Origin of the sequence: Nodosilinea sp. FACHB-131 (assembly GCF_014695395.1) — a bacterium.
Taxonomy (GTDB): Bacteria; Cyanobacteriota; Cyanobacteriia; order Phormidesmidales; family Phormidesmidaceae; genus Nodosilinea.
Genome location: NZ_JACJOF010000021.1, coordinates 67,138 through 91,149 on the forward strand (window position 1 = coordinate 67,138; position 24,012 = coordinate 91,149).

At 53.5% G+C, this 24,012-nt stretch carries 25 protein-coding genes and 1 riboswitch; of the genes, 17 read left to right on the forward strand and 8 right to left on the reverse strand.

From position 1 onward, the window contains the following. Positions 1–26 precede the first annotated feature (26 nt). Positions 27–437: a VOC family protein gene (locus tag H6F75_RS13035; RefSeq protein ID WP_190752908.1), complete on the forward strand. Its 411-nt coding sequence runs from the start codon at positions 27–29 to the stop codon at positions 435–437. Positions 438–486: 49 nt separating this feature from the next. Here the strand turns inward: H6F75_RS13035 and H6F75_RS13040 are convergent, their stop codons facing one another. Both H6F75_RS13040 and H6F75_RS13045 read right to left on the reverse strand, forming a co-directional pair. Further along, complete coding sequence (locus H6F75_RS13040; RefSeq protein ID WP_190752909.1) at positions 487–888, reverse strand: WxcM-like domain-containing protein; 402 nt, start codon at positions 886–888, stop codon at positions 487–489. Between the two features lie 200 nt (positions 889–1,088). Beyond that, positions 1,089–1,559, reverse strand: coding sequence for a BON domain-containing protein (locus H6F75_RS13045; protein WP_190752910.1), 471 nt, complete (start codon positions 1,557–1,559; stop codon positions 1,089–1,091). Positions 1,560–2,066: 507 nt separating this feature from the next. Between H6F75_RS13045 and H6F75_RS13050 the strand changes: the two genes are divergently transcribed. The 16 genes from H6F75_RS13050 to H6F75_RS13125 all read left to right on the forward strand — a co-directional run bounded on the left by H6F75_RS13050 (position 2,067) and on the right by H6F75_RS13125 (position 16,566). Continuing rightward, the gene (locus H6F75_RS13050; protein ID WP_190752911.1) at positions 2,067–2,474 is read left to right on the forward strand and encodes a phage holin family protein; all 408 of its coding nucleotides are present in this window, start codon (positions 2,067–2,069) and stop codon (positions 2,472–2,474) included. Positions 2,475–2,581: 107 nt separating this feature from the next. Continuing rightward, the gene (locus tag H6F75_RS13055) at positions 2,582–3,274 is read left to right on the forward strand and encodes an SRPBCC family protein (RefSeq protein ID WP_190752912.1); all 693 of its coding nucleotides are present in this window, start codon (positions 2,582–2,584) and stop codon (positions 3,272–3,274) included. Between the two features lie 33 nt (positions 3,275–3,307). Further along, complete coding sequence (locus tag H6F75_RS13060) at positions 3,308–3,733, forward strand: hypothetical protein (protein ID WP_190752913.1); 426 nt, start codon at positions 3,308–3,310, stop codon at positions 3,731–3,733. A gap of 134 nt (positions 3,734–3,867) precedes the next feature. After that, positions 3,868–5,049 (forward strand): zinc-dependent alcohol dehydrogenase, encoded by a 1,182-nt coding sequence (locus H6F75_RS13065; protein WP_190752914.1) that lies wholly within the window; start codon positions 3,868–3,870, stop codon positions 5,047–5,049. Between the two features lie 98 nt (positions 5,050–5,147). Beyond that, on the forward strand, positions 5,148–5,441 hold the full coding sequence (locus tag H6F75_RS13070; RefSeq protein ID WP_199303920.1) for a hypothetical protein: 294 nt from the start codon (positions 5,148–5,150) through the stop codon (positions 5,439–5,441). Between the two features lie 91 nt (positions 5,442–5,532). Beyond that, positions 5,533–5,763, forward strand: a complete 231-nt coding sequence (locus H6F75_RS13075) for a hypothetical protein (protein WP_190520408.1) — start codon at positions 5,533–5,535, stop codon at positions 5,761–5,763. A 489-nt stretch (positions 5,764–6,252) separates the two neighbouring features. After that, the gene (crtO, locus tag H6F75_RS13080) at positions 6,253–7,953 is read left to right on the forward strand and encodes a beta-carotene ketolase CrtO (RefSeq protein WP_190752915.1); all 1,701 of its coding nucleotides are present in this window, start codon (positions 6,253–6,255) and stop codon (positions 7,951–7,953) included. A 141-nt stretch (positions 7,954–8,094) separates the two neighbouring features. Then, complete coding sequence (locus tag H6F75_RS13085; protein ID WP_190752916.1) at positions 8,095–8,487, forward strand: BON domain-containing protein; 393 nt, start codon at positions 8,095–8,097, stop codon at positions 8,485–8,487. Between the two features lie 293 nt (positions 8,488–8,780). After that, complete coding sequence (locus H6F75_RS13090) at positions 8,781–9,806, forward strand: hemerythrin domain-containing protein (RefSeq protein WP_190752917.1); 1,026 nt, start codon at positions 8,781–8,783, stop codon at positions 9,804–9,806. A gap of 240 nt (positions 9,807–10,046) precedes the next feature. After that, on the forward strand, positions 10,047–10,508 hold the full coding sequence (locus tag H6F75_RS13095) for a hypothetical protein (RefSeq protein WP_190752918.1): 462 nt from the start codon (positions 10,047–10,049) through the stop codon (positions 10,506–10,508). Between the two features lie 171 nt (positions 10,509–10,679). Then, positions 10,680–11,414, forward strand: coding sequence for a DUF3891 family protein (locus H6F75_RS13100; RefSeq protein WP_190752919.1), 735 nt, complete (start codon positions 10,680–10,682; stop codon positions 11,412–11,414). 336 nt (positions 11,415–11,750) lie between these two features. Further along, complete coding sequence (locus H6F75_RS13105; protein ID WP_190752920.1) at positions 11,751–12,878, forward strand: iron-containing redox enzyme family protein; 1,128 nt, start codon at positions 11,751–11,753, stop codon at positions 12,876–12,878. Positions 12,879–12,915: 37 nt separating this feature from the next. Further along, positions 12,916–13,659 (forward strand): SAM-dependent methyltransferase, encoded by a 744-nt coding sequence (locus H6F75_RS13110; protein WP_190752921.1) that lies wholly within the window; start codon positions 12,916–12,918, stop codon positions 13,657–13,659. A gap of 428 nt (positions 13,660–14,087) precedes the next feature. Beyond that, positions 14,088–15,221 (forward strand): acyl-CoA dehydrogenase family protein, encoded by a 1,134-nt coding sequence (locus H6F75_RS13115; RefSeq protein WP_277874263.1) that lies wholly within the window; start codon positions 14,088–14,090, stop codon positions 15,219–15,221. Next, on the forward strand, positions 15,215–15,985 hold the full coding sequence (locus H6F75_RS13120; RefSeq protein ID WP_190752922.1) for a PIG-L deacetylase family protein: 771 nt from the start codon (positions 15,215–15,217) through the stop codon (positions 15,983–15,985). Before H6F75_RS13115 ends, H6F75_RS13120 begins: the two co-directional genes overlap by 7 nt. Further along, entirely contained in the window at positions 15,982–16,566 is a 585-nt protein-coding gene (locus H6F75_RS13125) for an SAM-dependent methyltransferase (RefSeq protein ID WP_190752923.1), read from the forward strand. Before H6F75_RS13120 ends, H6F75_RS13125 begins: the two co-directional genes overlap by 4 nt. On the opposite strand, the gene H6F75_RS13130 is transcribed toward H6F75_RS13125, so the two are convergent. The 6 genes from H6F75_RS13130 to H6F75_RS13155 all read right to left on the reverse strand — a co-directional run bounded on the left by H6F75_RS13130 (position 16,517) and on the right by H6F75_RS13155 (position 23,945). Then, the gene (locus H6F75_RS13130) at positions 16,517–17,797 is read right to left on the reverse strand and encodes a glycosyltransferase (RefSeq protein ID WP_190752924.1); all 1,281 of its coding nucleotides are present in this window, start codon (positions 17,795–17,797) and stop codon (positions 16,517–16,519) included. The two genes, H6F75_RS13125 and H6F75_RS13130, sit on opposite strands and share 50 nt — an antisense overlap. Before the next feature lie 217 nt (positions 17,798–18,014). Further along, positions 18,015–19,265, reverse strand: coding sequence for a cytochrome P450 (locus tag H6F75_RS13135; protein WP_190752925.1), 1,251 nt, complete (start codon positions 19,263–19,265; stop codon positions 18,015–18,017). 257 nt (positions 19,266–19,522) lie between these two features. Then, positions 19,523–20,383, reverse strand: coding sequence for an SDR family oxidoreductase (locus H6F75_RS13140; protein ID WP_190752926.1), 861 nt, complete (start codon positions 20,381–20,383; stop codon positions 19,523–19,525). 373 nt (positions 20,384–20,756) lie between these two features. Further along, positions 20,757–22,388 carry a cation:proton antiporter gene (locus tag H6F75_RS13145; protein WP_190752927.1) on the reverse strand — a complete coding sequence of 544 codons (1,632 nt, stop codon included), beginning with the start codon at positions 22,386–22,388 and terminating at the stop codon, positions 20,757–20,759. Between the two features lie 85 nt (positions 22,389–22,473). After that, positions 22,474–22,550: riboswitch (Fluoride riboswitch) on the reverse strand. 210 nt (positions 22,551–22,760) lie between these two features. After that, positions 22,761–23,252, reverse strand: coding sequence for a phycocyanin subunit alpha (gene cpcA / locus H6F75_RS13150; RefSeq protein WP_190752928.1), 492 nt, complete (start codon positions 23,250–23,252; stop codon positions 22,761–22,763). A 171-nt stretch (positions 23,253–23,423) separates the two neighbouring features. Continuing rightward, the gene (locus H6F75_RS13155) at positions 23,424–23,945 is read right to left on the reverse strand and encodes a phycocyanin subunit beta (RefSeq protein ID WP_190752929.1); all 522 of its coding nucleotides are present in this window, start codon (positions 23,943–23,945) and stop codon (positions 23,424–23,426) included. Positions 23,946–24,012 lie beyond the last annotated feature (67 nt).

Sequence of the window (24,012 nt, forward strand, 5' to 3'; positions counted from 1 at the left end):
TAATTCCTTAGCCCTAGGAGGGCGTCATGAAACTATATTCTTACCTCAGCTTTAATGGCAATTGTGAGGCTGCATTTGCGTTCTACGAACAGGTCTTGGGCGGCAAAGTCGGCGACAAAATGACCTATGGAGAATCGCCGATGGCTGACCAAGTGCCTGAAGAGTGGCGCGACAAGATTATGCACGCTCAGTTGATTTTGGGCGATCAAGAACTTATGGGGGGCGACAGTATGCCGGAGTACTTTGAAGAGCCTAAAGGTACGTCTGTCTTGATTGCCATTGAAGATCCAGACAAGGCCGAGCATGTCTTTGCATCCCTGGCCGAGAACGGCACCATTAAGATGCCTATTCAGGAAACCTTTTGGGCAGCCCGGTTTGGCATGGTAGTTGATCAGTTTGGTACGCCATGGATGATTAACTGCGATCGCGCCGCCTAGCCTTTTAGAAAAAGCCGTAGCGTGAGGGCTGTCAATGACAGCCCTCACGCTACTGAACGGGTCGGTTTTGGGTTCCTTCACCGGGGGTAATAAACAGCACAGAACTGGGCTGGTGAACTCTAGCCGTGTGCCAAATGCCTTTGGGCACGATCACGTAAGAACCTGGGGTTTCTAGCGCTAGCCTATTTTCAACCCCATTCTGATCCAGGATAAGGTCAACCTGGCCCGAGAGCAGGCAGACAAATTCTTCCCCAGCGGGATGCATTTCCCAGGTGCCCCAATCGCTGTCAAAGTTAAATTGAGAGACGAGCCGTTTATCTTTAAAGTCTCCAAAAGTGCGGTTGAGTTCTTCATAAAAGGTGTCGCTTACCGACACTGGCACAGCATTGCCGCTACCATCCAACACAACGTAGGTAGAGTTTATGCTTAAAGGCTTAACTTCACTGGGCATTAATTGGTCTCAAATAATTATGTCTGTAACCGAAAAATTTCTTAAGCTACTTCATATCCTTCTAAGTTTACTCTATACGTTATTGGACGAGATCGCCGAATTTTGGGAATCAATCAATGAGAACAGCAAAATTCTTAATTGGTTTATGTACAAAAAAAATCGGCGGTGTGCCGCCGATTAAATAAGCTTTTACCAGTCGTTTACTGGGTTATTTCCTTGAGGCCTATATCGTAGGAAACCTCGTGGACACCAGGAATAGACTTGACATCTTCAATGATGGCTCGGGCCGTGTCGCGGCTCTTCACCTTACCCGATAGTCGTACCGAGCCATTGGAGACACTAATTTTGATGGTGTCAGGAACCTTGCTCTCCACTCGGTCAGTGATGTCCTGATCGCCCAGGGGAGTACCTTTGACATCGGCATACTCGATGCCCTCATATTGACTGTCGTTGGGTGTGGACTGAAGCGTCTCGTTAAGGTCCTTTTGCTCGTCGGTCAACGCAGCACCGTTAACCGCACCAGCGAAAGCAGGCTGGGTAAAGCCAACCAGCATGACAGCCAAACAGGCCATGGCTATAAGACTGGACTGCCCAACTTTGGGGAGACGCACCAGCATTAGGGCTAACCCTAAACCGATCACCACCATTCCAATTGCTAACGATATCAACATAGGTTTACTCCAATCAAAATTTATGGATGAGGGCGCCAAGCGATGGTCGGAGACCGGCCTTGGAGGGCGATCGCATCATTGCTAGCGCATTTCACCGCTTAACTCTGGAGTTTACATAACCTTGCTCAATTTCATATCTCCCGGCGGCGGTAAGGTGTCTACGTCAAAAGACATAGCTTACCAATCTCGTCTTCTTTTCCTGCCGTGGTCGAAAATTTTTGGCGTCTAGTCTGACTTCTCGCTCAGGGGATTCTAGGCAAACTATTCAATTTCTGGTTTTCGTTGCTAGCAAAATCTCTGAGCCACTAAAAAAACATCGGCACATATTTTTGGCTTATCTATCCAATAGTAGACACACATGTCGGCATAGGTTTTTACCGTGGAATTAAGCGAAGCAAATTAGACCATTTGCAGTTGCCCTGGCTTTTTTGAGGCTGCTAACCGCTTTAATCTGGCCTGGCAAAACTTCACTTACACAAAGCTTGTAGTTTTTCAGGAGATGACACTATGTGGAGCATTCTTTTATCTGGCTTGGCAACGGCCCTTAGCCTGCTGGTCGTGGATCTAGTTGTGCCTGGGGTGACTATCAACACCCTAACCGCAGCGGCGATCGCGGCGGCTTCGGTCGGTGTGATCAACGCTTTTCTCAAGCCGACACTGCAAACCCTGACCATGCCCATCAATGCCGTTACCTTTGGGGCATCCTCCCTGGTTCTCAACGGCCTCTGTCTGTGGTTGGCGTCTTTAGTGGTGCCCGGCTTCTACATCAGCGGCATCATTGGCTTTCTGGTAGGCCCGCTGGTGCTATCGGCGGTGAACACCTTCATCAACAACTACTTCGACAAGAAAACCCCTGCCTTCCTGCGCGATGGCACGGGCTCTGAGCTCAGCACCGATCGCTCGTCTCAGCTCTAGCATCTAGACCCTAGCTTGCTCGATGGCTTCGAGCTACGGCCACTGACCGTCGAGCGGGCTGGGTATCCAGCCCGTAAACACAGCATTTCTGTCCAGAGGTTATCGAAGTGGAAGATTCCGTTAGCACGCAACCGTCAAAAGATACGGAGGCAGGTAAGTTAGAGCGGTGGGCGTCAATCATTAGCGGCGGCGCTCTGGTGCTTGGCGGCTTGCAGCAGCGATCGCTGCGGGGAATCTTGATGGCCGCTGCCGGTGGCAGCTTAGCCTATCAGGGTGTTCAGAAGAAAAGCACGATCAAGCAGGTTGGCGAAGCCGTTGGCATTGAAAAGGCCATCCTGGTTGAGAAAACCGTCACAATCAATCGTCCGGCATCAGAGCTCTACAGCTTTTGGCGGCAGTTCGACAATCTGCCCAAGTTCATGCGTCATGTCAAGTCTGTGCAGGTCCAAGACGCCCAGCATTCCCACTGGGTAGCTAATGCCCCCCTCGATCAGAGTATCGAATGGGATGCGGTGATTGTGGATGACCAGCCCGATCGCCTGATTGCCTGGACCTCGACCGACGATGCCGAAGTTAACCACTCCGGGTTTGTGCGGTTTCAACCCGCTACCGGCAATCGCGGCACCGAAGTCAAAGTGGTCATGGAGTATGAGCTGCCGGGCGGCGCTATGGCCGCTGCGATCGCCAAGCTCTTTGGCGAAGAACCCGAACAGCAGATTGGCGACGACCTCAGCCGCTTTAAGCAGCTGATGGAAACCGGAGAAATCGCCACCACTGAGGGCCAACCAAAGGGAGCCTAATTCTGACCTGCCGATGTTCTTAGACGTATTGCCATGAATTCATTGTTTTATTCTCTCTCTACTCTGCTCTCGTTTGCTAAAACCACTGTTGGCAAGGCTCGGCTCGGTCGGCGGGTGGCGTTGGCTGCCCTAGCGATCGCCCTTTGGCTAGGGTCAGTGAGTCTCTATGTGCCCAGTGCTCAGGCGGCCAATGCGCCCAGAACCGGCGCCGGTGACACTAGCGCCGTGCGTCCGAGTCACAACCCAATCAGCAACGAAAACTTTCAGGGCGGTGTTGATCTAACTGCCCTCGATCGCCAGGGCAAAAACGTCCAGCCGCCTGCTAAGTCAAAGGTCGGTATTGTTGAGCGGCTCAAAAATCTGTTGTCGGGGTCGTCTTCAGAGAAGTCGTCCGCCAATGTACCTCGCAGCAATGTTCAGCCCGAGAGAAATCCAACCCTAGACCGCTACCCCAACTAGGCCCAAACTAGGATTGAAATCCTGTTGACTTACCAAGCCCTCAAAGCATGGCTTTCCCCAACCCCGGGTGAGGCGGCACTGTTGGGGGCTGTCGGCCGAGATCCGCTCAACACAACTACCTCAGGAGAAGTTTGATGAAAGCAGTTTGCTGGCATGGCACCCACGATGTTCGGGTAGACACTGTGCCTGACCCAACTATTTTGAATCCGCGTGACGCCATCATTAAGATCACCTCTACGGCAATCTGCGGGTCTGACCTGCACCTCTACGATGGCTTTATTCCCACCATGCAATCGGGGGATATTTTGGGCCACGAGTTCATGGGGGAAGTGGTCGAAACCGGGCCAGGGGTCACTAACCTCAAGCAGGGCGATCGCGTGGTGGTGCCCTTTACCATCTCCTGCGGCAGCTGCTTTTTCTGTAACCAAGATCTGTGGTCGCTGTGCGACAACTCTAACCCCAACGCGTGGATGGCCGAGAAATTTTACGGCCACTCGCCAGCGGGTTTGTTTGGCTACTCTCACCTGATGGGGGGCTATGCCGGAGGCCAGGCCGAATACGTGCGGGTGCCCTTTGCCGATGTTGGCCCGTTAAAAGTGCCCGATGGGCTCACCGATGAGCAGGTACTGTTTCTCACTGACATCTTCCCCACCGGTTATATGGCGGCCGAAAACTGCGACATTCAGCCTGGCGACACCGTGGCCGTTTGGGGCTGTGGCCCCGTAGGGCAGTTTGCCATTCGCAGCGCCTTTATGCTTGGCGCTGAGCGAGTGATTGCCATCGACCGTGTGCCTGAGCGCTTGGCCCTAGCCCAAGCCGGTGGAGCAGAAATTCTCAACTACGAAGAGATTGATCCTGGCGAAGCCCTGAAAGAAATGACCGGCGGTCGGGGGCCCGACAGCTGCATTGACTCCGTCGGCATGGAGGCCCACGGCACCGGCCCGATGGCGCTCTACGACACCGTCAAACAGGCGGTGCGTCTAGAAAGCGATCGCCCTCAGGTGCTACGGCAGGCGATCGCCGCCTGTCGCAAGGGGGGCAAGGTCTCGGTCCCTGGCGTCTACGGTGGGTTTATCGACAAAATGCCGATGGGTGCCTTTGTCAACAAGGGGCTAACGATGCGATCGGGTCAAACCCATGTCCACAAGTACCTCAAGCCGCTGCTAGAGCGAGTGCAAAAGGGAGAGATTGATCCTTCCTTCGTAATTACCCACCGCCTGCCCCTCGAAGAGGCTCCCCGCGCCTACAAAATCTTTCGCGACAAAGAAGACAACTGCATCAAGGTTGTTCTCAAACCCTTTAGCACCGCCGCGTAAGTGAACGAGAAAATTTAGTAGGCCAGTGCCAAGCAATAGACCAATTCAGTGGCCCTGGTCACGGCTCTACATTGTTAACTACCTAAGGAACGAAGCCCATGGCAAACGATAACGAAAGCGAAGAAAACGAACTGATGGCAAACGTCGACGACAAAGAAAGCGAACAGAATAAACTGCTAGAGGAAGTTGCTGACAATCCAGGCGCTAGAACCGCTGCTATTCATCAGAACCCAGAACTGATGCAGCAAGAAGCGCGCAACGCTGCCGCTGGCGAGGGGCCAAATGGCTCTGGTGGGTCTGGTGCATCGTCCTCAGCCGAAGACTATATCCCCAGCAGTTCTGATTCAGAATCAACCGATCTACCGACCGCTAATTCCCCTCGTCGAGGTTGATCCATCGACTTGAGCACAAACTCTCTTTTGAGAGAGGGAGCAAGCTCTGAATCAAGTCACAGTAAATACAGGAACTCGGAGGTAATTTACCATGACTACCGGAACCCAATCTCAGCAAGTTGTCAGCAACTTAGAGTACGACTGGCTGACCGTTATGCAAAGCAAAGCCGAGGCTCTACACGCCTACGACAAGTACATTCAAGATGCTCGCGAAGCCAACTCTGAGGAATGCGTTGAGCTGTTTAATCGGCTTAAGCAGACCGAAGCAGAGCAAATTCAAGAAATTCGCCAGCACCTCACAAAAACAATGTCGGCCAGCTAAAGAGCAGCTTCGTTTGCTTCGAATCAGTTAACTGCCTAGTCCCCCTTCTCCTATTCACATGGAGAAGGGGGTTTATTGTATTTGTGCTAGCTGTAAAGAGACCTAGACTTTTCTTAGTTAGGGCGATCGCATCTCTGGCAGCGAAAAATAATTGTCTTTCTTAGTAATCCACAGCCGTCGCCACTTTGATCACCTCCCGTACCCTAACTGTTTGGCCAGCGCTACGGTTTGAGTTAATTATTCGTTTTCGACAACTAAAAATGTAGGTTGCATAAGCTGAACCCTTCACCAATCCTAGAGTTACCCTAAGGAAACAGCGGCATAATAATTCTGCTGGACAGTATGACTTAAAACTTATCTTAACGCCACAGCACAAATCGGTTAAAGCAGGCCCAAAGGAGCTATTTCCAGCGAATCTATTCCTCACGACAGGTCGTTTCTCGGGAACAGATTATTTACCATCAGGGCATAATTGAGAGCGATCGTCCTATGCAAACGTTTGATGTCATTCTTATTGGTGCAGGCCACAACGGTTTGGTTTGTGCCGGTTACCTATTGAAAGCGGGCTATAGTGTCCTGTTGCTAGAGCGACGGTCAATCCCCGGTGGCGCCGCCACCACTGAAGAAGCCCTACCAGAGGAAGCCCCTGGCTTTCATTTCAACCTCTGCGCTATCGACCACGAGTTCATCCACTTAGGGCCGGTTGTTGAGGAGCTGGAGCTAGAGAAGTACGGGTTAGAGTATCTCTTTTGCGACCCGATTACCTATTGCCCTCAATCTGACGGCAGGGCGTTTTTGGCCCACCGCTCGGTTGACAAAACCTGCGCCGAAATTGCTCGTTACAGCGAGAGAGACGCGGCGCAATACAAAGAATACATGGCTTTTTGGGATAAGCTGACCCAGGCCATTACTCCTATATTTAATGCACCACCAAAATCTATTGTCGACATCTTAGGCAACTACGGCCTGCACAACATCAAAGATCTGCTGTCGATTTTGGGAGGCGTAGACAAGACGCTGGATCTGGTGCGCACCATGCTCACCAGCCCCGAAAACATTCTCAACGAATGGTTTGATACGGAAGTGGTTAAAGCTCCCCTGGCGCGACTGTCGTCAGAACTGGGAGGCCCACCCTCTGAGAAAACCCTGGCCATTGGCTCAATGATGATGGGGCTGCGCCACAACCCTGGGGTAGCTCGACCCCGTGGCGGCACAGGAGCCCTAGTCTCGGCCCTGGTACGGATGGTTGAAGACCACGGGGGCACTATTCTCTGTGACCAAGCGGTAGAGCGACTTTTGATTAACGCCGAAGGGCGGGTTGAGGGAGTGCGCGTAGCCGATGGGCAAGAGTACCGTGCCACCAAAGGGGTGATCTCAAATATCGATGCCCAGCGAGTCTTTCAAGACTTGGTGCCCGCCGCCGATGCCCAGTCCTTTGCCCCTGAACTAAGCGAACGGCTCGATCGCCGCATTGTCAACAACAACGAAGGCATTCTGAAAATTGACTGTGCCCTGTCAGAAATGCCCCGCTTCGAGGCCTACAATCACCAGGACGAGTATCTGATTGGCTCCGTATTAATTGCCGACACGGTGAACCAGGTCGAAACAGCCCACACCATGCCTATGCAGGGGTTGATTCCTGACCACGACCCCTCACTGTACGTGGTGGTTCCCACCGTGATGGATCCAACGATGGCACCTCCAGGCCAGCACACCCTGTGGATTGAGTTTTTCGCCCCCTACGAAGTCAAAGGCGCTGAAGGCACCGGGCTATTCGGCACTGGCTGGACGGATGAGCTGAAGAACAAGGTTGCCGATCGCGTGCTCGATAAGCTGGCCGACTACACCCCCAACCTCAAGCAGTCGATCATCGCTCGACGGGTCGAAAGCCCGGCTGAGCTAACCCAGCGCATCGGGGTGCGCAAGGGCAACCACTATCACATCGACATGACCCTCGATCAGATGGTGTTCTTCCGTCCGCTACCTGAGCTGGCTAACTACCAAACCCCAATTGAGGGACTGTTTTTAACCGGGGCAGGTACCCATCCAGGCGGCTCGATTTCGGGTATGCCGGGGCGTAACTGTGCTCGGGTGTTTCTCAGTGTGCAAGAACCCTTATCTTACAACCTTAAAGAAGCTGGCAATTGGTTGAAAGATCGGTTTAAGTCTGTGGCTGGTATAGGTCAATAACTACTCTCAATTATCCCAATTGAAAGAGTTTTGTGTCGATTGAAAACAAGGTTGAGGACAAGGCTACGGAAGCAAACGATGATCAGCTTAGGCAGATCAGTTGCAGTACCTTAATTATCCTTTAGTAACCTGTTTTGAATTATGACTTGGCACAATAAAATCGACTTTGACCACTGCGATGATGGCCCGGCCCACGGGGCCTCATCGCACAGCCCCATGACCCCAGGTCTCACCAACACCTACGACGATGAACTGCGAGAGAAGGCGGGTATGCACACACCGCCGCCGCCGCCTGAGTGCATGGGCCTAGAAGGGGAATACGACTCCTTTGGGCTGGTGCGCCGGCTGGCTCAAACCCTTGACCAGCAATCCGATCTAGCATCTATCGACTCGCTAACTCTGATCCAGCACGGCAGTGCCCTCTGCTTGGCTGGCTCGGTAGATAGCGCGGCTTTAGACCGCATTGTGGATATCGCCAATCATCTAGATGGCACCCGTGAGGTCGATGTTAGCCAGGTGTCGGTAACCCACTAGCTCGCAGATTTCATTGCAGCAAAAGCTGCTCTTACCTCCACAAAACAGGGGCAAGGGCAGCTTTTTCTATAAATGTAGCCGCCAAAATAAAGCAATTGGGTACTTTTTCTTGGCTAGCTCTACTCTGGCTAAATTTAGGATTGTCTCTATTCCGTCTGAAGAGGATGTAGAGCTGCGCCTAGAGGAATAGATAGCGCCAGTAAAATTCAGAGCTAATCAGCCCTATCGGCAGATATCACCTTGGATTAGAACTCTTAGACTGTGAGCGACTTCTCGGATGGAGCCCCTCCATAATGCCTGCTACACTTAATGATCAAAAGCGCACTGCGATCGCAGAAAAGCTAGCCGATATCAGGGCTATCCAAAATTTGATTATTGACAGCGAGCAGCAGTTTCTCAGCCAGTGCAGCGATGACCACCTGCGCAAGCGGCTGGAAGACATGCTCGAAGACGACCAAAAAAATCTAGATATTGTTGAAACGGCTATTACTCAGTACGGTATCCAGGCTGAGCCCAAACCCACCGTGCAAGAGTTTGTCAGCCAGGCAAAAAGCACCCTCGCCAGCTCTAGGTTGAGCATGTACGAGAAAATTGCCCAGCATGAGCTGCTGAAGCATGGCCAGGTCATGTCGGGTCTGGTGGTTCACAAAGCGGCTCAGGTCGTTGGCCAGGATATTGAGGCGGCGATCGCCCCCCTCAACACCGTCAACTTCGAGAACCGTGCCCACCAGGAGCAGCTCAAGGGCATGCTTGAGTATCTAGGTACCCTAGAGCTCACCGGTCAAGAGCCCAAGCAGGGCCTGTGGGCTCGGGTGCAAGACGCGGTTGCCGCCGCCACTGGCGTTGTGGGCAGTGCCACTACTCAAACCTCCGACAAAGAATCCGCCGATGTCATGGATCTGATCTTCATGGATCACCAGAAGGCCAGGACCCTGATCAGCGAAATCAGAAACGCAGACAACGCCGACCAGATTAAAGCCTTGTTTGGCCAACTGTATAAAGACTTGGTGGTGCATGCCAAGGCCGAAGAAGCCGTGGTTTACCCTGCCGTGCAACCGTTCTATGGGGACGATACCCAAGAGCTCTTTGACGAGACGGCTGAAATAGAAACCATTCTGAATGAACTCAAAGCTATGCCTTCGACCGGCGATGAGTTTATGGCTAAGCTCAAGGAGCTCAAGGCTATGATTGGCGACCACACCCGCCAAGAAGAAAGCACCATGTTCGCCGCCATTCGCAAGAACCTGTCGAGCGAAGAGCAGCAGCAGCTGGGCATGCGCTTTAAGGAAACCAAGCAGTCGCTACAGAACCAAATGTAGGGCCGCTTGATTCGCTGAAATTTGCGAACAGGCCGATCTTCCTCGATTTGAGAGGCTAGTTCAAAGGGTGTTGATTGTAGCTTTCCAATCTTTTGCTACACAGGCAAAGCTTTTGAACCAGCCTCTCAGCAGGGATTACCTTGTGGCTCACTGCTAAGAGGTCAAGGAAGATTTTATTGATGGCCTTTTCCTTAAAAATTACAAACTGTTCAAATTTAGTTCTTCAAAGGAGCATTACTTATGCAAACCCTAAAACGCATTTTCAATCCCAACGCCTTGCGCCAGTGGATAGTTGTCTTTTTAGCTGGCCTAGTTGTGCTGACGACAACCGCCTGCGGCACCGCTCAAGCCGCTTTGCCGACCGGCAACAGCTCTGGCAGCACTAACAACCCAGCCACGGCCAGCAACGAGGGTATGTATCCTCATAAAGATACCGATATGGATACCAGTGGGGCTGATGCCAAAGCCGATCGCATGATTCGTCAAGCTGAGCAGCGGATTCAGGAAAACATTGATAAGCCCATTCCTCAGCGGTACGGCGACGCTGCTCAAGACGTCGGTCAGTCGGCTAAGGAAGCTGTCAAAAATATTGGTAAGTCGACCCAGCGCGCTGCTGACAATGCCGCTGAAAACGCTCGAGGCGCAGTTAATGGTGCCGCTAACACTGTGGATCGCCTTGCTCCCAACCAGCCCAAAAGCTAGAATCTAGCTTTTGCAAAGCAAGTCATTAAAACTAGTATCCAGACGGAGTTAACCTGCAACGGTCCGTCTGGATATCTGCTGAATGGGTGAACCTTAGCCCCAGCTATTTTTTGCATCAACACTCTCGGCATCGCTAGCCATACTCACTTTAATTTTTCGAAACCAAGCTCTATGATCGTCAATCTTCAAAACGATGGCTGGGAAATTATTTATCACCGCGCCCACGCACTTTTAGCAGCTCAAATTGCCGGTTATTGGGACCTTAGCAAAAAAACCTATCGCCTCTACGAAACCATTGCCGCGATCGCTCACCACGACCACCTCGAAAAAGAGTGGGAGGGCAACGAGTTAACCGAGGCGGGAGCACCGCTAGACTTCACCCTCGACAAAGAATCGCCCATTGACAAACTTAAAAAACATGCCGATGAAGCGCTGTATCAAGGCCGCTGGGTAGCGATGTTGATCTCTATGCACCTTTGCTTTCTAAACCAAGCTAAGGGAGAAGAGGACCCAGAGATGGCGGAGTTTTTAAAGGAACAGCGCCAGCGCCAGGCCCAGTGGCAGGCCGAGCTTGAGATCACTAAAGAGGACGCTGAACAGGCCTATACCTATATGCGATGGTGCGATCGCCTATCACTGATTTTGTCCCAGCGCCAGATACCCGCAGCCGGCCGTTGGCTTGAAATCACCAATGGCCCCGACGGTAGTCGCTACAGCATTTATGAGCTAGATTCCGGCGATTTGTGCGTCACGCCCTGGCCATTTTCCTGCGACAAGTTTACGGTTAGGGTTGATGCTTCCTACCTATCGCAACTCCAGTTTGACTCCAATGAGGCGTTAACTGAAGCTTTGAAGGAGGCTCCTCGCAAAACCTTAGCCTGGACTTTAAGAAAATCTGACGATTGATAAGAGTGAGGCATTAAGTTGGCCTTTTAGTACTTGTCTTTTCTTTACTAATAAGGGGAGGATAGCGAGGTTCGGCTGGCAAGGGTTGAATTGCCAAGTATTCTTGGGTTTAAATTCCTGGGCTTTGAGGGTTGAGAATGTCTCAACCCTCAAAGCTTTAGCATAAAGAACAAATAATATCTCAATTTTAGAGAAGGATTTTGCAGGAAAAACGCCTCCATGTTATGCAAAGGAGGAACCAAACCGAACGAAACAGAGGTTCTGCCTAGAGATGGATAAGTTATTTTTAGTTAATCGTTAAAGTTAGTTTACAAGAAGAGATTCCTAAGGAGATCCATGTTTTCCGTTATAAATAATCGCGACTTGAGGATAGAAAACGAAAGACATGGCTCCTCAACAGTCGAAGATTTCAACTTTGTTGCGGCAGAAGAGCAGCTTATCCAGCTGCTAAGCCTGGAAAATCTTGATCAACAGGTTACTCAAGTCCCTGATTGTACCCAAGAGCTAGAAACTGCGATTTCAGCAGCGCTTCCCCTGGCATACGGGGATTCTTCTGAGCCTGGAAATGACTCTGCCCATCGGTTTTTGCAGCGCGTTTTATACCGAATTAATCGCCTCAATCTTTTTTGGTACGACGACTTATCTCACTATAAGAACGAGCGCTCTTTATATTTGCAGTGGGTGCGCGATCGCATCGAGTCGGTCTGGCAAGCCTGGGAACTGGGGCAGATAGATGTCAAATCTCTTCAGCAACAGAATGTAGAGCAGACCCTGCGCGATTGGTATGAGGCGGATCTAAACCCACCCGTTACCGAAAACAGACGCTTCCTGCGAGAAGATCTAGATCGAGAGGGCTATCGACGTTTGCTAGCGATCGCTTCCTTAGACGGTTTAGTAGAAGCTAGCCGCATGTCTCGCATCTTGGGCGGGGCGAGCAACGAAGTGCAGGCTATGCTGATCCGCGTTTTGATGGAAGAGTATGGCAACGGTCGTTTGGCCCGCAAACACTCTACCTTTTTTGCCAAAATGATGGCCGAAATGAGCCTGAACACCAAAGCAGAAGGGTATTTTTACCTCGCCCCTTGGCAACTGCTGGCCAGCATTAACCACAACTTTTTGCTGACCGAATGCAAGCGCTATTTCCTACGCTATAACGGTGGGCTCACCTACTTCGAGATTGTTGGCCCCTCCATTTACACTGACTATCTGATGGCGGCTCAGAGATTGAATCTCAGCGAAGAGTCATCGGGGTACTGGGAATTGCATATTCGCGAAGATGAGCGCCACGGTTTGTGGATGCTGCAAGACGTAGCGCTTCCCCTAGCGGAGCAGTACGCCGACAATGCCTGGGAAATTTTGCTGGGCTATGCCCAAGAAAAATTCATTGGAGACCGGGCTGGCGATGCAATTATTCGGTGCATTAAACAGGCAACTGCTCCTTTGCCAAAAATTTCTCTAGCCTAACGCTTCGATCTACTCTTCACCTCATTATTTTCTTGCCATGAATAAAACTGTGTTAGCCTCTGATGCTGCGATCGAGGTTAAGTCTCCTAACCAAGTATTTTTCTGCCCAGAAGAATCTCAATTTTATGCTCAGTGTCTAGAAAAGATGGTGCTATCTCAAAGCACTTCAGCAGACACCATCTTTGAATTTGGTTCCGGCGACGGCAGCCCCGTAATTCAAGCTTTGCTCAGAAGCGCTTTTAGTGGAACGATCCAAGGATATGAGCTAAATGCAGATTCTTATCAGTTGGCAAAGCTTAGAATCGAGCAGTATGGTCTAGCACCCTATTATCAAGTTCACAACACCTGCTTCTTTAGTAGCTCTCCAGAAAAAGCGCGCTACCTGATCGCAAATCCGCCTTACCTGCCAGCTCCAGACAACCAGTTGTATATGCCGTCCCTGCACGGTGGTGCTGATGGAGCGGGTATTACTAATCAGCTCTTGACGCTGGGCTGTGAGCAGGTGATGCTGATGATTTCAGCCTATTCAAACCCCGTTGACACGATTAACCACGCTACGAAACTTGGTTATGATGTGGTCGATTTTATGGTCACCCCCCTAAAGTTTGGCTACTACAGTTCGGAGCCTAAGGTTAGAAATACCATTGCAGAACTTCAACGCCGCCGTCAGGCATTTTTCTCAGAAAGAATCTACTTCTTAGCCGGGGTGCTGTTTCGTCAGAAAAGTGCATCGACATCGTGCCTAGCTGAGGAATTTTTGAAGGTAATGACTGCGCTGTAGCGCTGGTTGTAGTCGCGATCCACGGTAACTCAAGCTGTTTTAAGGGCAGCTTGGGTTACTTTGGTGTATTGTTGAACCAGTCTGTGAAGTTCGATTCGTTCGTTCTACAGAATTTGTTGGGGTCAATTTAGCAGCCTATTTCAGGCTATTAGTGATTGAGTTAACAGTTTTTTAGCGACCCCCGTGCATGTTCTGATGGCCCTCAGTACAAGGGTTTCGCTACCTTTCAAATACCTCGAAGGGTAGAGGGATGCAGATCAGGCATCTGTCATTCTTAGGAGCATTCCCAATATCTTAAAGATGAGTCAGGTCAAGCGTCCTGACCCTAAACGTCCTACTTATTCACAATACCTATCTCAGGAGGTGTTCCTATTACTGCTGAACTCTTAACCCTGCCGTTAGCGCCCAAGCCTGCGATCGCCGATCTGCTGCAATCGGCTGTGCAGATGGCCGACGACTTTATGGCCCAAGCCGCAGCGGTCGATCAGCCGGGGGCGTTTCCGGCGGACGAGTTTGAGCAGTTGGCCAGGGCAGGGTTTTTGGCTGCCCCGCTGCGCCCAACCTTAGGCGGCTGCGGCCTTGGCATTGAGGCTGCTACGACTCACGATCTGCTGCGGCTGCTCAAGCACATTGGTCGGGGCAACTTGGCGATCGGGCGGGTATACGAAGGCCATGTCAATGCGCTACAGCTGATTCAGACTTTTGGCACAGCGGAGCAAATCGAGCGCTATGGCCGAGAGGCGCGGGATCAGTACAGGCTGTTTGGGGTTTGGAATGCTGAAGATGCCGAGGGCCTGCACCTAGTGCCTAGTGGCCCCAACCGCTACCGATTGGAAGGGGCCAAGACATTTTGCTCGGGGGGCGGCTATGTGGAGCGCCCCTTTGTAAACGGCAAGCTGCCCGACGGGTCGTGGCAAATGTGCATTGTGCCTATGGACGAGGTGAAAACGCGCTGCGATCGCGACTGGTGGCAGCCCATGGGCATGCGGGCCACCGCCAGCTACAAAATTGACTTTAGCGGCGTAGAGCTGGGGGCTGAGTCGCTGATCGGCCAGCCGGGTGATTATCTGCGGCAGCCGTGGCTCACTGCTGGCGTGGTGCGCTTTGCGGCAGTGCAGCTGGGTGGGGCTGAGGCGCTGTTTGACCTGACGCGGCAGTACTTGCAGGGTGGGCAGCGCACCGAACATCCCTATCAGCAAGAGCGCCTGGGCCAGATGGCGATCGCCCTGGAGAGCGGCAATCTCTGGCTGCGTGGCGCCGCCGATCGCCTGGCTGACTACGACGTGCAGTTTGGCGGCACCCCCGATGTAACTCATCCTCACCAGGCGCGGCTGGTGGCCTACGCCAACATGATGCGCACCGCCATCGAGCAAATTTGTATGGACACCATGCAGCTGTGCCAGCGCTCGGTGGGCACCCGAGGGCTGCTGTCGCCCCACGCAATGGAGCGGGTAATCCGCGATTTGACTCTATACCTGCGGCAGCCCGCCTTTGACGCGGCTTTAGCAGGGGTAGGGGGTTATGCTCTGGCGCAAACGACTCCCGCCGATCGCCTATGGTGAGCCTAGACTGTTCACCGATCCCATCGCCTTTTGCGGCAGCGGCCCTACCGCTGCGAGCGTCTGCCCTCAACGCTCCAGTGCTGGTGGTCGCCCCGCACCCCGACGACGAAACCCTGGGCTGTGGCGGTGCTATTGCCCAGCTGCGGGCCAGGGGTTGCCCAGTGTATGTGCTGGTGATCAGCGACGGCACGCGTTCCCATCCGCGATCGCAACAGTATCCGCCCCCACGACTGCGGCAGGTGCGTCAGGCCGAAACCCTGGCCGCCCTGGCGTTGCTTCAGGTAACTGCTGACTGCGTCATGTTTTTGAACTTGCCCGATGGGGAGGTACCCCATCTGTCTCCCCCCAGCGATCGCCCTCCGACAGCGGCCGCCCAAACGGCCCTGGAGCTGTGCCAAATCTATCTGCGCCAGACAGCTCCCCAAACAATTTTTGTGCCCTATCAATTTGACCCTCACCGCGACCATCGGGCTAGCTGGCAGTTGATGCAGGGGGCGATCGCCAGCCTTCCCCAACCGCCTCGCTGCCTCGAATACCCCATTTGGGATTGGGACCCCCGCCAGCGCCAGCCCCTAGCCGAGGGCTATCGGGCCCGGCGGCTCGATGTGTCCGCTCAGGTTGAGTTAAAGCGACAGGCAATTCACTGCTACCGCTCCCAAACGACCGATCTGATTGCAGATGACCCCACCGGGTTTCGCCTGTTGCCTGAGCTGATTGCCAACTTTCTTAACCCCTGGGAAATTTATTTAGAGCAGACTTCATGACCGAGCAATCTCTCGCCGCCGATTTTTTTGACGCTCTTTACCAAGCCGACCCCGACCCCTGGCGGTTTGAGACCAGCGACTACGAAGCGGCTAAATACGCCGCTACCCTGGCGGCTCTGCCCAAACCGCGCTACAGCTCGGCCTTTGAAATTGGCGGCTCGATTGGTGTGCTCACCGAGCAGCTGGCCCCCCGCTGCGATGCGCTGCTGTCGGTAGAGATTTCTGCCCTGGCTCAGAAGCGGGCCATAGAGCGTTGCCAGCACCTCCCCCAGGTGCGCTTTCAGCTAATGAATGTGCCCCACGAGTATCCCGACAACAGCTTTGATTTAGTCTTGCTGTCGGAGGTGGGCTACTACTGGTGCCAAGCCGATCTGCTCAGGGCCCAACGGCGCATTTACGAGTCGCTGGAGCCCGGTGGGCATTTGCTGCTGGTGCACTGGCTGCATGACGCCCCCAGCTACCCGCTGCGGGGTGACGATGTGCACAATGCTTTTCAAGACTTTGCAGCGATCGCACCGCTCAACGCTGTGTTCAGTCAGCGCACGGCCGACTACCGCCTAGACCTCTACGAGCGTCAGTAGCTAGGGCCTGCTGGCGCTGCTGGTGAAGACAGAGACGCAGATCGGCGATCGCCATTTCGATCGGCACTGCCATCCACTGCTGTTGCCACATGCCCATTGTCTGCTGACAATGCTCGACCCGCTGCACCAGTTCCCCAAAGGTTACTGACTGCTCAATCGCCTCGTGGAGCTCGGTTAGAGGCACCGTCAGTCGGTTCGCCAGCTGGGCCAAGCGTTGGGGTGCCAGCGCACGCAGATGACCACTGGTAGCCTGCACCCAGCAGCGGCGCAGATCGCGCCGAACCAACAGTTTTGCCCTGACTTCGGCCGCCGATGCCACCAAAAAAGACTGCTGTCGCTGCCCCAGGGTCTGAAACTGGCTGAGGCGATCGGCTAGGCCCAAAGCCGCCCGACCCTTGTGGCGCGCCGAGGTAGTCACCCGCATCAACATGCTGTGGCGCACCTTGGCCCCGACTTTGACGATTGCCTGGTGAAACGCCACATCCTCAGAGGTGGGCACCAGGGGCATGCCCCCTGCTAAGGCGTACGTCTCGTGGGTGACCGCAAAGTTAGCGCCGAAAAACTGGTAGTGCCGGGGCGCCCGATCAAAGGGGTCAGGATCGAGATAATCTTCGAGCTGCTTGACCAGATACCGATACCCCACAAAGCGCAGGTAAGAGGTTTTAGTCGCCCGATCCAGCGCCGCCCGTTCAGCTCTGTGGGTAACCGTGCGTCCGCCCACGGCGTCAGCTCCTTGGGCAATTTCGTACCGCATGGCCGCAATCCACTGGCGATCGACCTGGCTGTCGCCATCAGTAGAGGCAATAATGCTGCGGCGCTGCCCCAGCCCTTTGAGCCGTCGATGGGCTTCATCCATCAACATGCGGCGCACTTGCCCGATGTGAGCTGTCTCTGGTGGCAGAGTCTGTTCCACCACATGCAGCTGAAACTGGGGATGCTGTTGGGCAAACTGGCGGGCGATCGCCGCTGAAGCGTCAGTGCAGTTGTTGGCCAAGACGATCACTTCGTAGCTTCTAGCGTCTAGGCAATTGCCCTCAAAATCGATCTGATCTGCCAGGGCTTGCAGCGTCTTGGGCAGCATTTCTGCTTCATTGCGAACCGGCACAATCACAGAAACTCGCATCTGGGGCAGCGGCGGTTTAGCAATTAGTGAAAAGCGAGGCTGAAGCGCATCATAATCCAGTTGCTCAGCGACAAAACTGGGAATTGCTGTTAAGCAATTGCCTTGCATAGCGATCCCTTCAAAAAGAAAAACTCAAGATGGTCCTTTAGACAGATAACTAAAGCCCATCACACCATCAATGATAATTTCTTGCCACGCAGGAAAAAATCACTCTTCTGGTGGAGCTGGAAACACTCTGAAGAGAGATAAATAGGTCTAGAACTATGAAAGCGGTAGTTTAGGCTATGGGCACGGAGCGATCGCCCCCTACCCTTTGCGATCGCCCCTAGCCCCTGACCCTGACGTTCTCCATCACAAAGCCACTTTCCGGCAGCGTCGGCAGTCTCGACAATGTGACTTCTAAATTTTGCGGCGGCACGTCGTACTCAAGCTCATTGACTAAGAAATTTAGAACCTGCTCCATCAGCTGGATCGTCAGCCATTCTCCCGCACAGCGGTGGTTTTCGTTATAGTTTCCGCCCCCTTGAGGAATAAAGTCAAAGGCACTTTCTTGCCATTGGCTAAACCGTTCTGGCCAAAACCGCTCGGGCTCTTGCCAGTGCTTAGCATCGTGGTTGGTGCCATAGAGGTCTAGCAATACCAAAGTGTTTTTAGGAAAGTGATACTCTTGCCAATCAAACTCTTCACAAGTGCGCGCTGCTGCAAAGGGGAAGAAAGGGTAAAACCGCCGCACTTCTTGGATGAATAGGGTGGTGTAGTTAGGCTCCTGGTCTTTGAGTTTTGAGTAACAGTGAGGGTGCTGGTGCAGGGCTAAAGCGGCAAAAACGACGTAGCGACCAATGGCCACGGTAGGTCGTAGCACATTGATCAAATCTACTGCGGCAACGGCGGTGTCCAATAGGTTGCCGTTGGCGTCGCGGTGGAGGGCAAAGGCTGCCGTTGCCGTCTGCTCAGGCACCTGAAGCTGCTGAGAGCGCACCTGCTCAATCACCTCTGCGATCCAGGCTTCGACCCGCTGGCGGGCTTGAACACCCCGCAAATATCTCAACCCCAAGCCACCCACACCGTCAATTATGGCAGCCAGTTCTAAGGTGCGCCGAGCGACGTCAGTTTCGGGGAGGGGCACCCCCGACCAGGCGCAGACGGCCCGACAGAGAATTTCATTGATTTGCTCAAACAGCACGACCTGATCTTGCTGCTGCCACGACTGGGCGTACTGACGACAGTGGTGCAGAGTGAGATCGCTGAGCTGCTGTAGTCGCTCAGGGGTCATCAACCCCATGAAGATCTGTTTGCGCTGGCGGTGGCTGGCTCCGTCTAGACTCTGCACACCGCCTTCGCCCAGGAGGGTTTTTTTGACCCGCGGAGGGGCAGCCTTTTTTCGAAAAAATTTGTCGTTGTCGTAAAACAATTCCGCCGCCGCTGCGCCCCGCATGCAGATGGTTTTTTGCAGCCGCAGCCGGGTTTGGAAAACATCGGTTCCCATGCGATCGCACCGGTTGCCAATAAACTTGTAGCCGTCGCGCAGCAGCCCTAGCGTACTGTCGATACCCGGTTCAACAGGAATATTAGCCATAGCTTTTGCCTCAATTTCTCACCCAGCCCAGCAGTCTGCCCAACCCAAGGTGACAGGTTAGTGAGGGTCTAAGGTTCAAGGTCTCAGGTCTATGATCTGCCTTAAACCCGACACCATAAACCCGGAACCCTATACGGCCCAAGCCTGTCACAATCAGTTTGGTCGAGTACTAGCGGTTAACCAAGCCACTATAAAGGGAGAGGCCGCGATCGCAGCCTCTCCCTAGGGCTTAAATTTGATTAGCTACCGGCGTTGCCTTACCCGTTAACAACGACGCCGCCGTTGGGGTGCAGCACCTGACCCGCCATGTAGGACGCATCTTCAGAGGCCAAGAAGACAAAGCTAGGCGCGACTTCCTTGGGTTGTCCAGGCCGCTGCATCGGTACCTGTTTGCCAAAATTGGCGACATCATCCTCCGAAAAGGCGTCGGGGATAAACGGCGTCCAGATTGGGCCGGGGGCAACACCGTTGACGCGAATGCCCTTTTCCAACATAGGAGTAGCCAGGGAGCGGGTGAAGGCCAAAATCGCCCCCTTGGTGGTGGAATAGCTCAGCAGGCTAGGGTTGCCTTTGTAGGCATTGACCGACGTAGTGTTAATGATCGAGCTGCCCGGCTTCATGTGGGGAGTAGCCGCTTTAGCAAAGTAGAACATGGAAAAGATGTTAGTGGCAAAAACATCTCCCAGTCGGGCCGCATCGATCTCGTCAAGGCTGGGCTCTTGGTATTGCACCGCCGCATTGTTGACCAAAATATCAAGCTTGCCAAACTCGTCGATAGTTTTCTGCACGGCTTCACGACAAAAATCTTCGCCGCGAATATCACCTGGAATTAGCAAGCAGCGGCGGCCGTAGTCTTCCACAGCCCGCTGGGTCTCTTTAGCGTCGTCGTGTTCATCAAGATAGACAATAGCGACATGGGCTCCTTCTTTAGCGTAATGAACCGCTACGGAACGGCCAATCCCGCTGTCGCCGCCCGTGATTAGGGCAACTTTATCTTGTAGTTTGCCGCTGCCCTTATAGTTAGGGTCGTCATACTGCGGTCTGGGCACCATTTCTGTCTCTAGAGCAGGGGTGCGCTCTTGATGTTGGGCGGGAATTTGATCGGGGGTAATGGTCATGGATGCTGCTCCTTTTGATTAGTTACGAATTGATTACGAAGGCGGTATACCCTGCGCTGAACCCAAGTTTTTATCCAGTCAGCTAGCCGTCGTTCTGAGCCAACCCTGAGCGGCAATCGAGTGTAGAAAACCGTTGCTCCTTGCCCTACGAAAATTCGCAAGTGCCAGTGAAAAGGGAAGAAATTTAGGGACGACTTCTCACTTACAAGGTGATTTAGGGAGAACTCATTCGGGCACCAGAACTTACAGACCTCTCATAGGCAATCCTGAGGCAACATTTCGCTTTTTTGAGAGTCTGGCCCCACTGTAACGACCGAGATCGGTAGGGTTATCTTTCTATGGGGTGAACCCAATTCGGAGGAAAACTCCAACGCTAATTCGGTACAAGGGCGTCATCTGCAACTACAACTACCGGCAGCAGACTGGTCTCTAACACCGCTTGAGAAACTGACCCCACCAGCACTTTGTCTAAGGTGCGATCGCCGCGCTTGCCCACGACAATTTCAGCCGCGCCACACTCCTGGGCAACCCGCACGATCTCCTCCGGCACTGGGCCTGAAGTGGTGATAAACCGATGGCGAATGTCGGCTAAACACTGCTTCGTCCGCTGGCGCAGTTCTTCCACTGCCGCTGGATCGTCAACTCGCGTCACGTGCAGCACTACCACGTCGGCATCGCTGCGGCGGGCGAGTTCGGCAGCTTTGGTCAGCACCCCTATCGCCAGCGGCGACGTATCCACCGCGGCCAGCAGGGTAATCTCGCGGGCCACCGCTACCTTCGTCGGGTCGACCTCACCGCGAGTCAGCAGTTTGGGCGCAAAGATAGGAATCGCCCAGGCCCCCAGCGGAGCCGTTACCAAAATTGAGAGGGCCGACAGCGCCAAAATGATCTCGCCGCCCTCGATGCCCTGAGCCAACGGAATCGCGCCGATCGCCGCCTGCACTGTTGCCTTGGCCGAGTTGGCCGGCAGCAAAAATAGCCGCTCCTGACCGGTCCAGTTGCTGCCCAGGGTAGACAGATACCAGCCCAGCGATCGCCCCACGAGAATACCAATCGCCAGCACCAGCAGACCGACCAGCAGAGTATCTTGCAGCACGCTGAGCTGAATGCTCGCCCCGAGCAGTACAAACAGGATGATTTCAGCGATCGTCCACAGGCTGTCGAAGCCGCCCCGCAGTCGTCGCGCTAGTGGGGCATCGAGTTCAATTAGAAAAAATCCAGCGGTCACTACCGCTAAGTAGCCAGAAAACACTGGAAAAACGCCTGCTATCACCACCAGCAACAGGGCAAAGCTCGCTGCCACCAGAGCATCCTGCACCGCATTTTGAGTCCAGTTTTGCTGAGCCAGCAGCGAAACCAGCAGGCGGGCCGTCAGCCACCCCAGCAATGCCCCCACGGCAATCTGAGCAACAATCTGCATCGGCAATAGCTGAAGCGGACTCAGGATAACACCGCCGGGTAGGGTAACCGCGATCGCGCTCTGGGTCAGAAATGCCAGCAGCAGGCTAAACAACAGCAGCAGCAGCACATTCGAGAGGGCGCTGCCCGTCAAAATCGCGTCGGGAATGCCTTTCTTGACTCCCCAGCCCAGGCTCTTGAGCCGCAGCATGGCGGGTACAATCACTGCCGGTGACTCGGCCCCCAGCACGCAGCCCAGCAATAGCCCGGTGGCAAAATCAAAGTGAAATAGCCCCATAGCGGCGATAGCAATAGCGATCGCTTCACAGGCGGCGGGCAAAAAACCCAGCCGCAGCGCTACCGACCCCTGCTGGGCCAGCTTTTCGCAATCGAGGCCCAGCCCCGCCTTCATCAAAATCACCATGACGGCAATGGTGCGCAGCCCGTCTGCGGCGGCCAACACCTCCGGGCTAATCACATTGCCCAGCTGGGGACCAAGCAAAATACCCGCCAGCACCATACCCACCAGGGCGGGGAGCTTTAGTCGTCGAGCAATTTGCCCAACGAAAAAGCCCATCAGCAAAATCCAGATCACGCTTTCTAACATGTCGCCACGCCCAGGTTGAATCGGTTACGTGGCCTGGGGCATTGGTTCAAAGACTCCACAGCCCCTACCCTTCCGCCCCAAGCCGGAATAAGTAGGAGCCATCAGCCCTTTCAGCATCAATAGCCTAGGGCGGTTTTGGCGAGCTCCATCGCCGTCTTTATTGTTTATAGCAGGCCGGGAAGCTTCGAGTTAATCATGGGCATCTGCTACCCCCACCCAACAAAAAAATCACCTGTGTAGCACCTGACTTTGACCGCAGACCCATAAAGATCAGGGCCAGGTCAGAATGCTACACAAATGATTGTTTGACGCATTTAGATTGGTTGTTAAACAGGCGTTTGGGTAGGAGAGCCCGCCGCCTAAATTAATGCCCTAGCTGAGGGCATTAATGACGTAGTCAATGTAGGTATTGACCTCTACGGCAGGGTCGCCACTGAGCCCGTGATTGGCTTTGATGTGTTTCAAAGCCTCAATGTACCAGCTGGGCGATAGCTCAAAGGTGCTGTTGATTTCAGCTAGCCCAGCCACCAGATAATCATCGATGGGGCCGGTGCCACCTACGATCAGGCCATAGCTAATGATGCGCAGATAGTAGCCGATGTCGCGCACGCACTTGGCTTTGCCGCGATCGTCAGCGGCGTAGTTCGGCCCCTGCAATTGGTTGGTGTAGGGAAATTTTTGGTACACCGCATTAGCAGCAGCCTGGGCTAGGCTATCGGCTTTGCTGGCTAAGGTTTTAGCTGCCGCCAGGGTATTTTCAGCCTGGCGAAAACGGCCAAAGGCCACCTGAAACTCGGCACTGCTCAAGAACCGCCCCTGGGAATCAGCGGTGTTGATCGCCTCGGTTAAGGGTGTTTTTGTCATGGAAAGATTACCTCAAACGTAAATAAGTGAAGGGGTAAAACAGAATTTGATCGTGGCAAGCTAGATTTGAGCGCCTGGGGCAAAAGGTGTAGAAGATTAAGGCTCATGGCATGCCTCACGCTTTGTACCTAAAACCTGGCCCGTAACCTGTCACTTTTGCTGGGTGAAGCACTAGACTACCGCCGCCGCCGCCCGATCAAAATATCCCGACAATTCAGAAACAAGCGAGCTGCAATCGCCCTGGGTGATGTTGGCGGGGTCGCTAACAATGCGAATGGAAGCTTCTTTGAGTTTTTCGATGCCGGCTGCTACCGAAGCGCCAGGGGTACCTAAAGCCACGTAGGTTTCACGCAGACCATTGAGGGCGCGATCCTCTAGAACGCTGGCATCACCGGCGAAAATAGCGTAGGTTACGTAGCGCAAAATAATTTCTAAATCGCGCAGGCAGGCTGCTGCCCGCCGGTTTGTATAGGCGTTGCCGCCGGGAGCAGTGAGCTGAGGCTGCTCAGCAAACAATTCGCGAGCGGCACTCGCGACAATGGCTGACGAATTGCTGGTAATGCGGTTAACAGCATCGACGCGCTTATTGCCGTCTTTGACCAGGTTAATCAACGCATCAACCTGAGCGTCACTAAGGTAAGAACCTCGGCTATCGGCTTGGGAAACTACCTTAGAAAAGACATCAAAAGCCATAACATGAGTCTCCTAAAGACTGATTTCATCAATACGTAAATGGATTGGTTTCGTCGCTCAAAGGCCA

Bases quoted from the DNA above. Each gene is read 5' to 3' on its own strand.
- H6F75_RS13035 (WP_190752908.1), top strand. From the start codon at position 27: ATGAAACTATATTCTTACCTCAGCTTTAATGGCAATTGTGAGGCTGCA.
- H6F75_RS13040 (WP_190752909.1), bottom strand. From the start codon at position 888: ATGCCCAGTGAAGTTAAGCCTTTAAGCATAAACTCTACCTACGTTGTG.
- H6F75_RS13045 (WP_190752910.1), bottom strand. From the start codon at position 1,559: ATGTTGATATCGTTAGCAATTGGAATGGTGGTGATCGGTTTAGGGTTA.
- H6F75_RS13050 (WP_190752911.1), top strand. From the start codon at position 2,067: ATGTGGAGCATTCTTTTATCTGGCTTGGCAACGGCCCTTAGCCTGCTG.
- H6F75_RS13060 (WP_190752913.1), top strand. From the start codon at position 3,308: ATGAATTCATTGTTTTATTCTCTCTCTACTCTGCTCTCGTTTGCTAAA.
- H6F75_RS13065 (WP_190752914.1), top strand. From the start codon at position 3,868: ATGAAAGCAGTTTGCTGGCATGGCACCCACGATGTTCGGGTAGACACT.
- H6F75_RS13070 (WP_199303920.1), top strand. From the start codon at position 5,148: ATGGCAAACGATAACGAAAGCGAAGAAAACGAACTGATGGCAAACGTC.
- H6F75_RS13075 (WP_190520408.1), top strand. From the start codon at position 5,533: ATGACTACCGGAACCCAATCTCAGCAAGTTGTCAGCAACTTAGAGTAC.
- crtO (WP_190752915.1), top strand. From the start codon at position 6,253: ATGCAAACGTTTGATGTCATTCTTATTGGTGCAGGCCACAACGGTTTG.
- H6F75_RS13085 (WP_190752916.1), top strand. From the start codon at position 8,095: ATGACTTGGCACAATAAAATCGACTTTGACCACTGCGATGATGGCCCG.
- H6F75_RS13090 (WP_190752917.1), top strand. From the start codon at position 8,781: ATGCCTGCTACACTTAATGATCAAAAGCGCACTGCGATCGCAGAAAAG.
- H6F75_RS13095 (WP_190752918.1), top strand. From the start codon at position 10,047: ATGCAAACCCTAAAACGCATTTTCAATCCCAACGCCTTGCGCCAGTGG.
- H6F75_RS13100 (WP_190752919.1), top strand. From the start codon at position 10,680: ATGATCGTCAATCTTCAAAACGATGGCTGGGAAATTATTTATCACCGC.
- H6F75_RS13105 (WP_190752920.1), top strand. From the start codon at position 11,751: ATGTTTTCCGTTATAAATAATCGCGACTTGAGGATAGAAAACGAAAGA.
- H6F75_RS13110 (WP_190752921.1), top strand. From the start codon at position 12,916: ATGAATAAAACTGTGTTAGCCTCTGATGCTGCGATCGAGGTTAAGTCT.
- H6F75_RS13120 (WP_190752922.1), top strand. From the start codon at position 15,215: ATGGTGAGCCTAGACTGTTCACCGATCCCATCGCCTTTTGCGGCAGCG.
- H6F75_RS13125 (WP_190752923.1), top strand. From the start codon at position 15,982: ATGACCGAGCAATCTCTCGCCGCCGATTTTTTTGACGCTCTTTACCAA.
- H6F75_RS13130 (WP_190752924.1), bottom strand. From the start codon at position 17,797: ATGCAAGGCAATTGCTTAACAGCAATTCCCAGTTTTGTCGCTGAGCAA.
- H6F75_RS13135 (WP_190752925.1), bottom strand. From the start codon at position 19,265: ATGGCTAATATTCCTGTTGAACCGGGTATCGACAGTACGCTAGGGCTG.
- H6F75_RS13140 (WP_190752926.1), bottom strand. From the start codon at position 20,383: ATGACCATTACCCCCGATCAAATTCCCGCCCAACATCAAGAGCGCACC.
- H6F75_RS13145 (WP_190752927.1), bottom strand. From the start codon at position 22,388: ATGTTAGAAAGCGTGATCTGGATTTTGCTGATGGGCTTTTTCGTTGGG.
- cpcA (WP_190752928.1), bottom strand. From the start codon at position 23,252: ATGACAAAAACACCCTTAACCGAGGCGATCAACACCGCTGATTCCCAG.
- H6F75_RS13155 (WP_190752929.1), bottom strand. From the start codon at position 23,945: ATGGCTTTTGATGTCTTTTCTAAGGTAGTTTCCCAAGCCGATAGCCGA.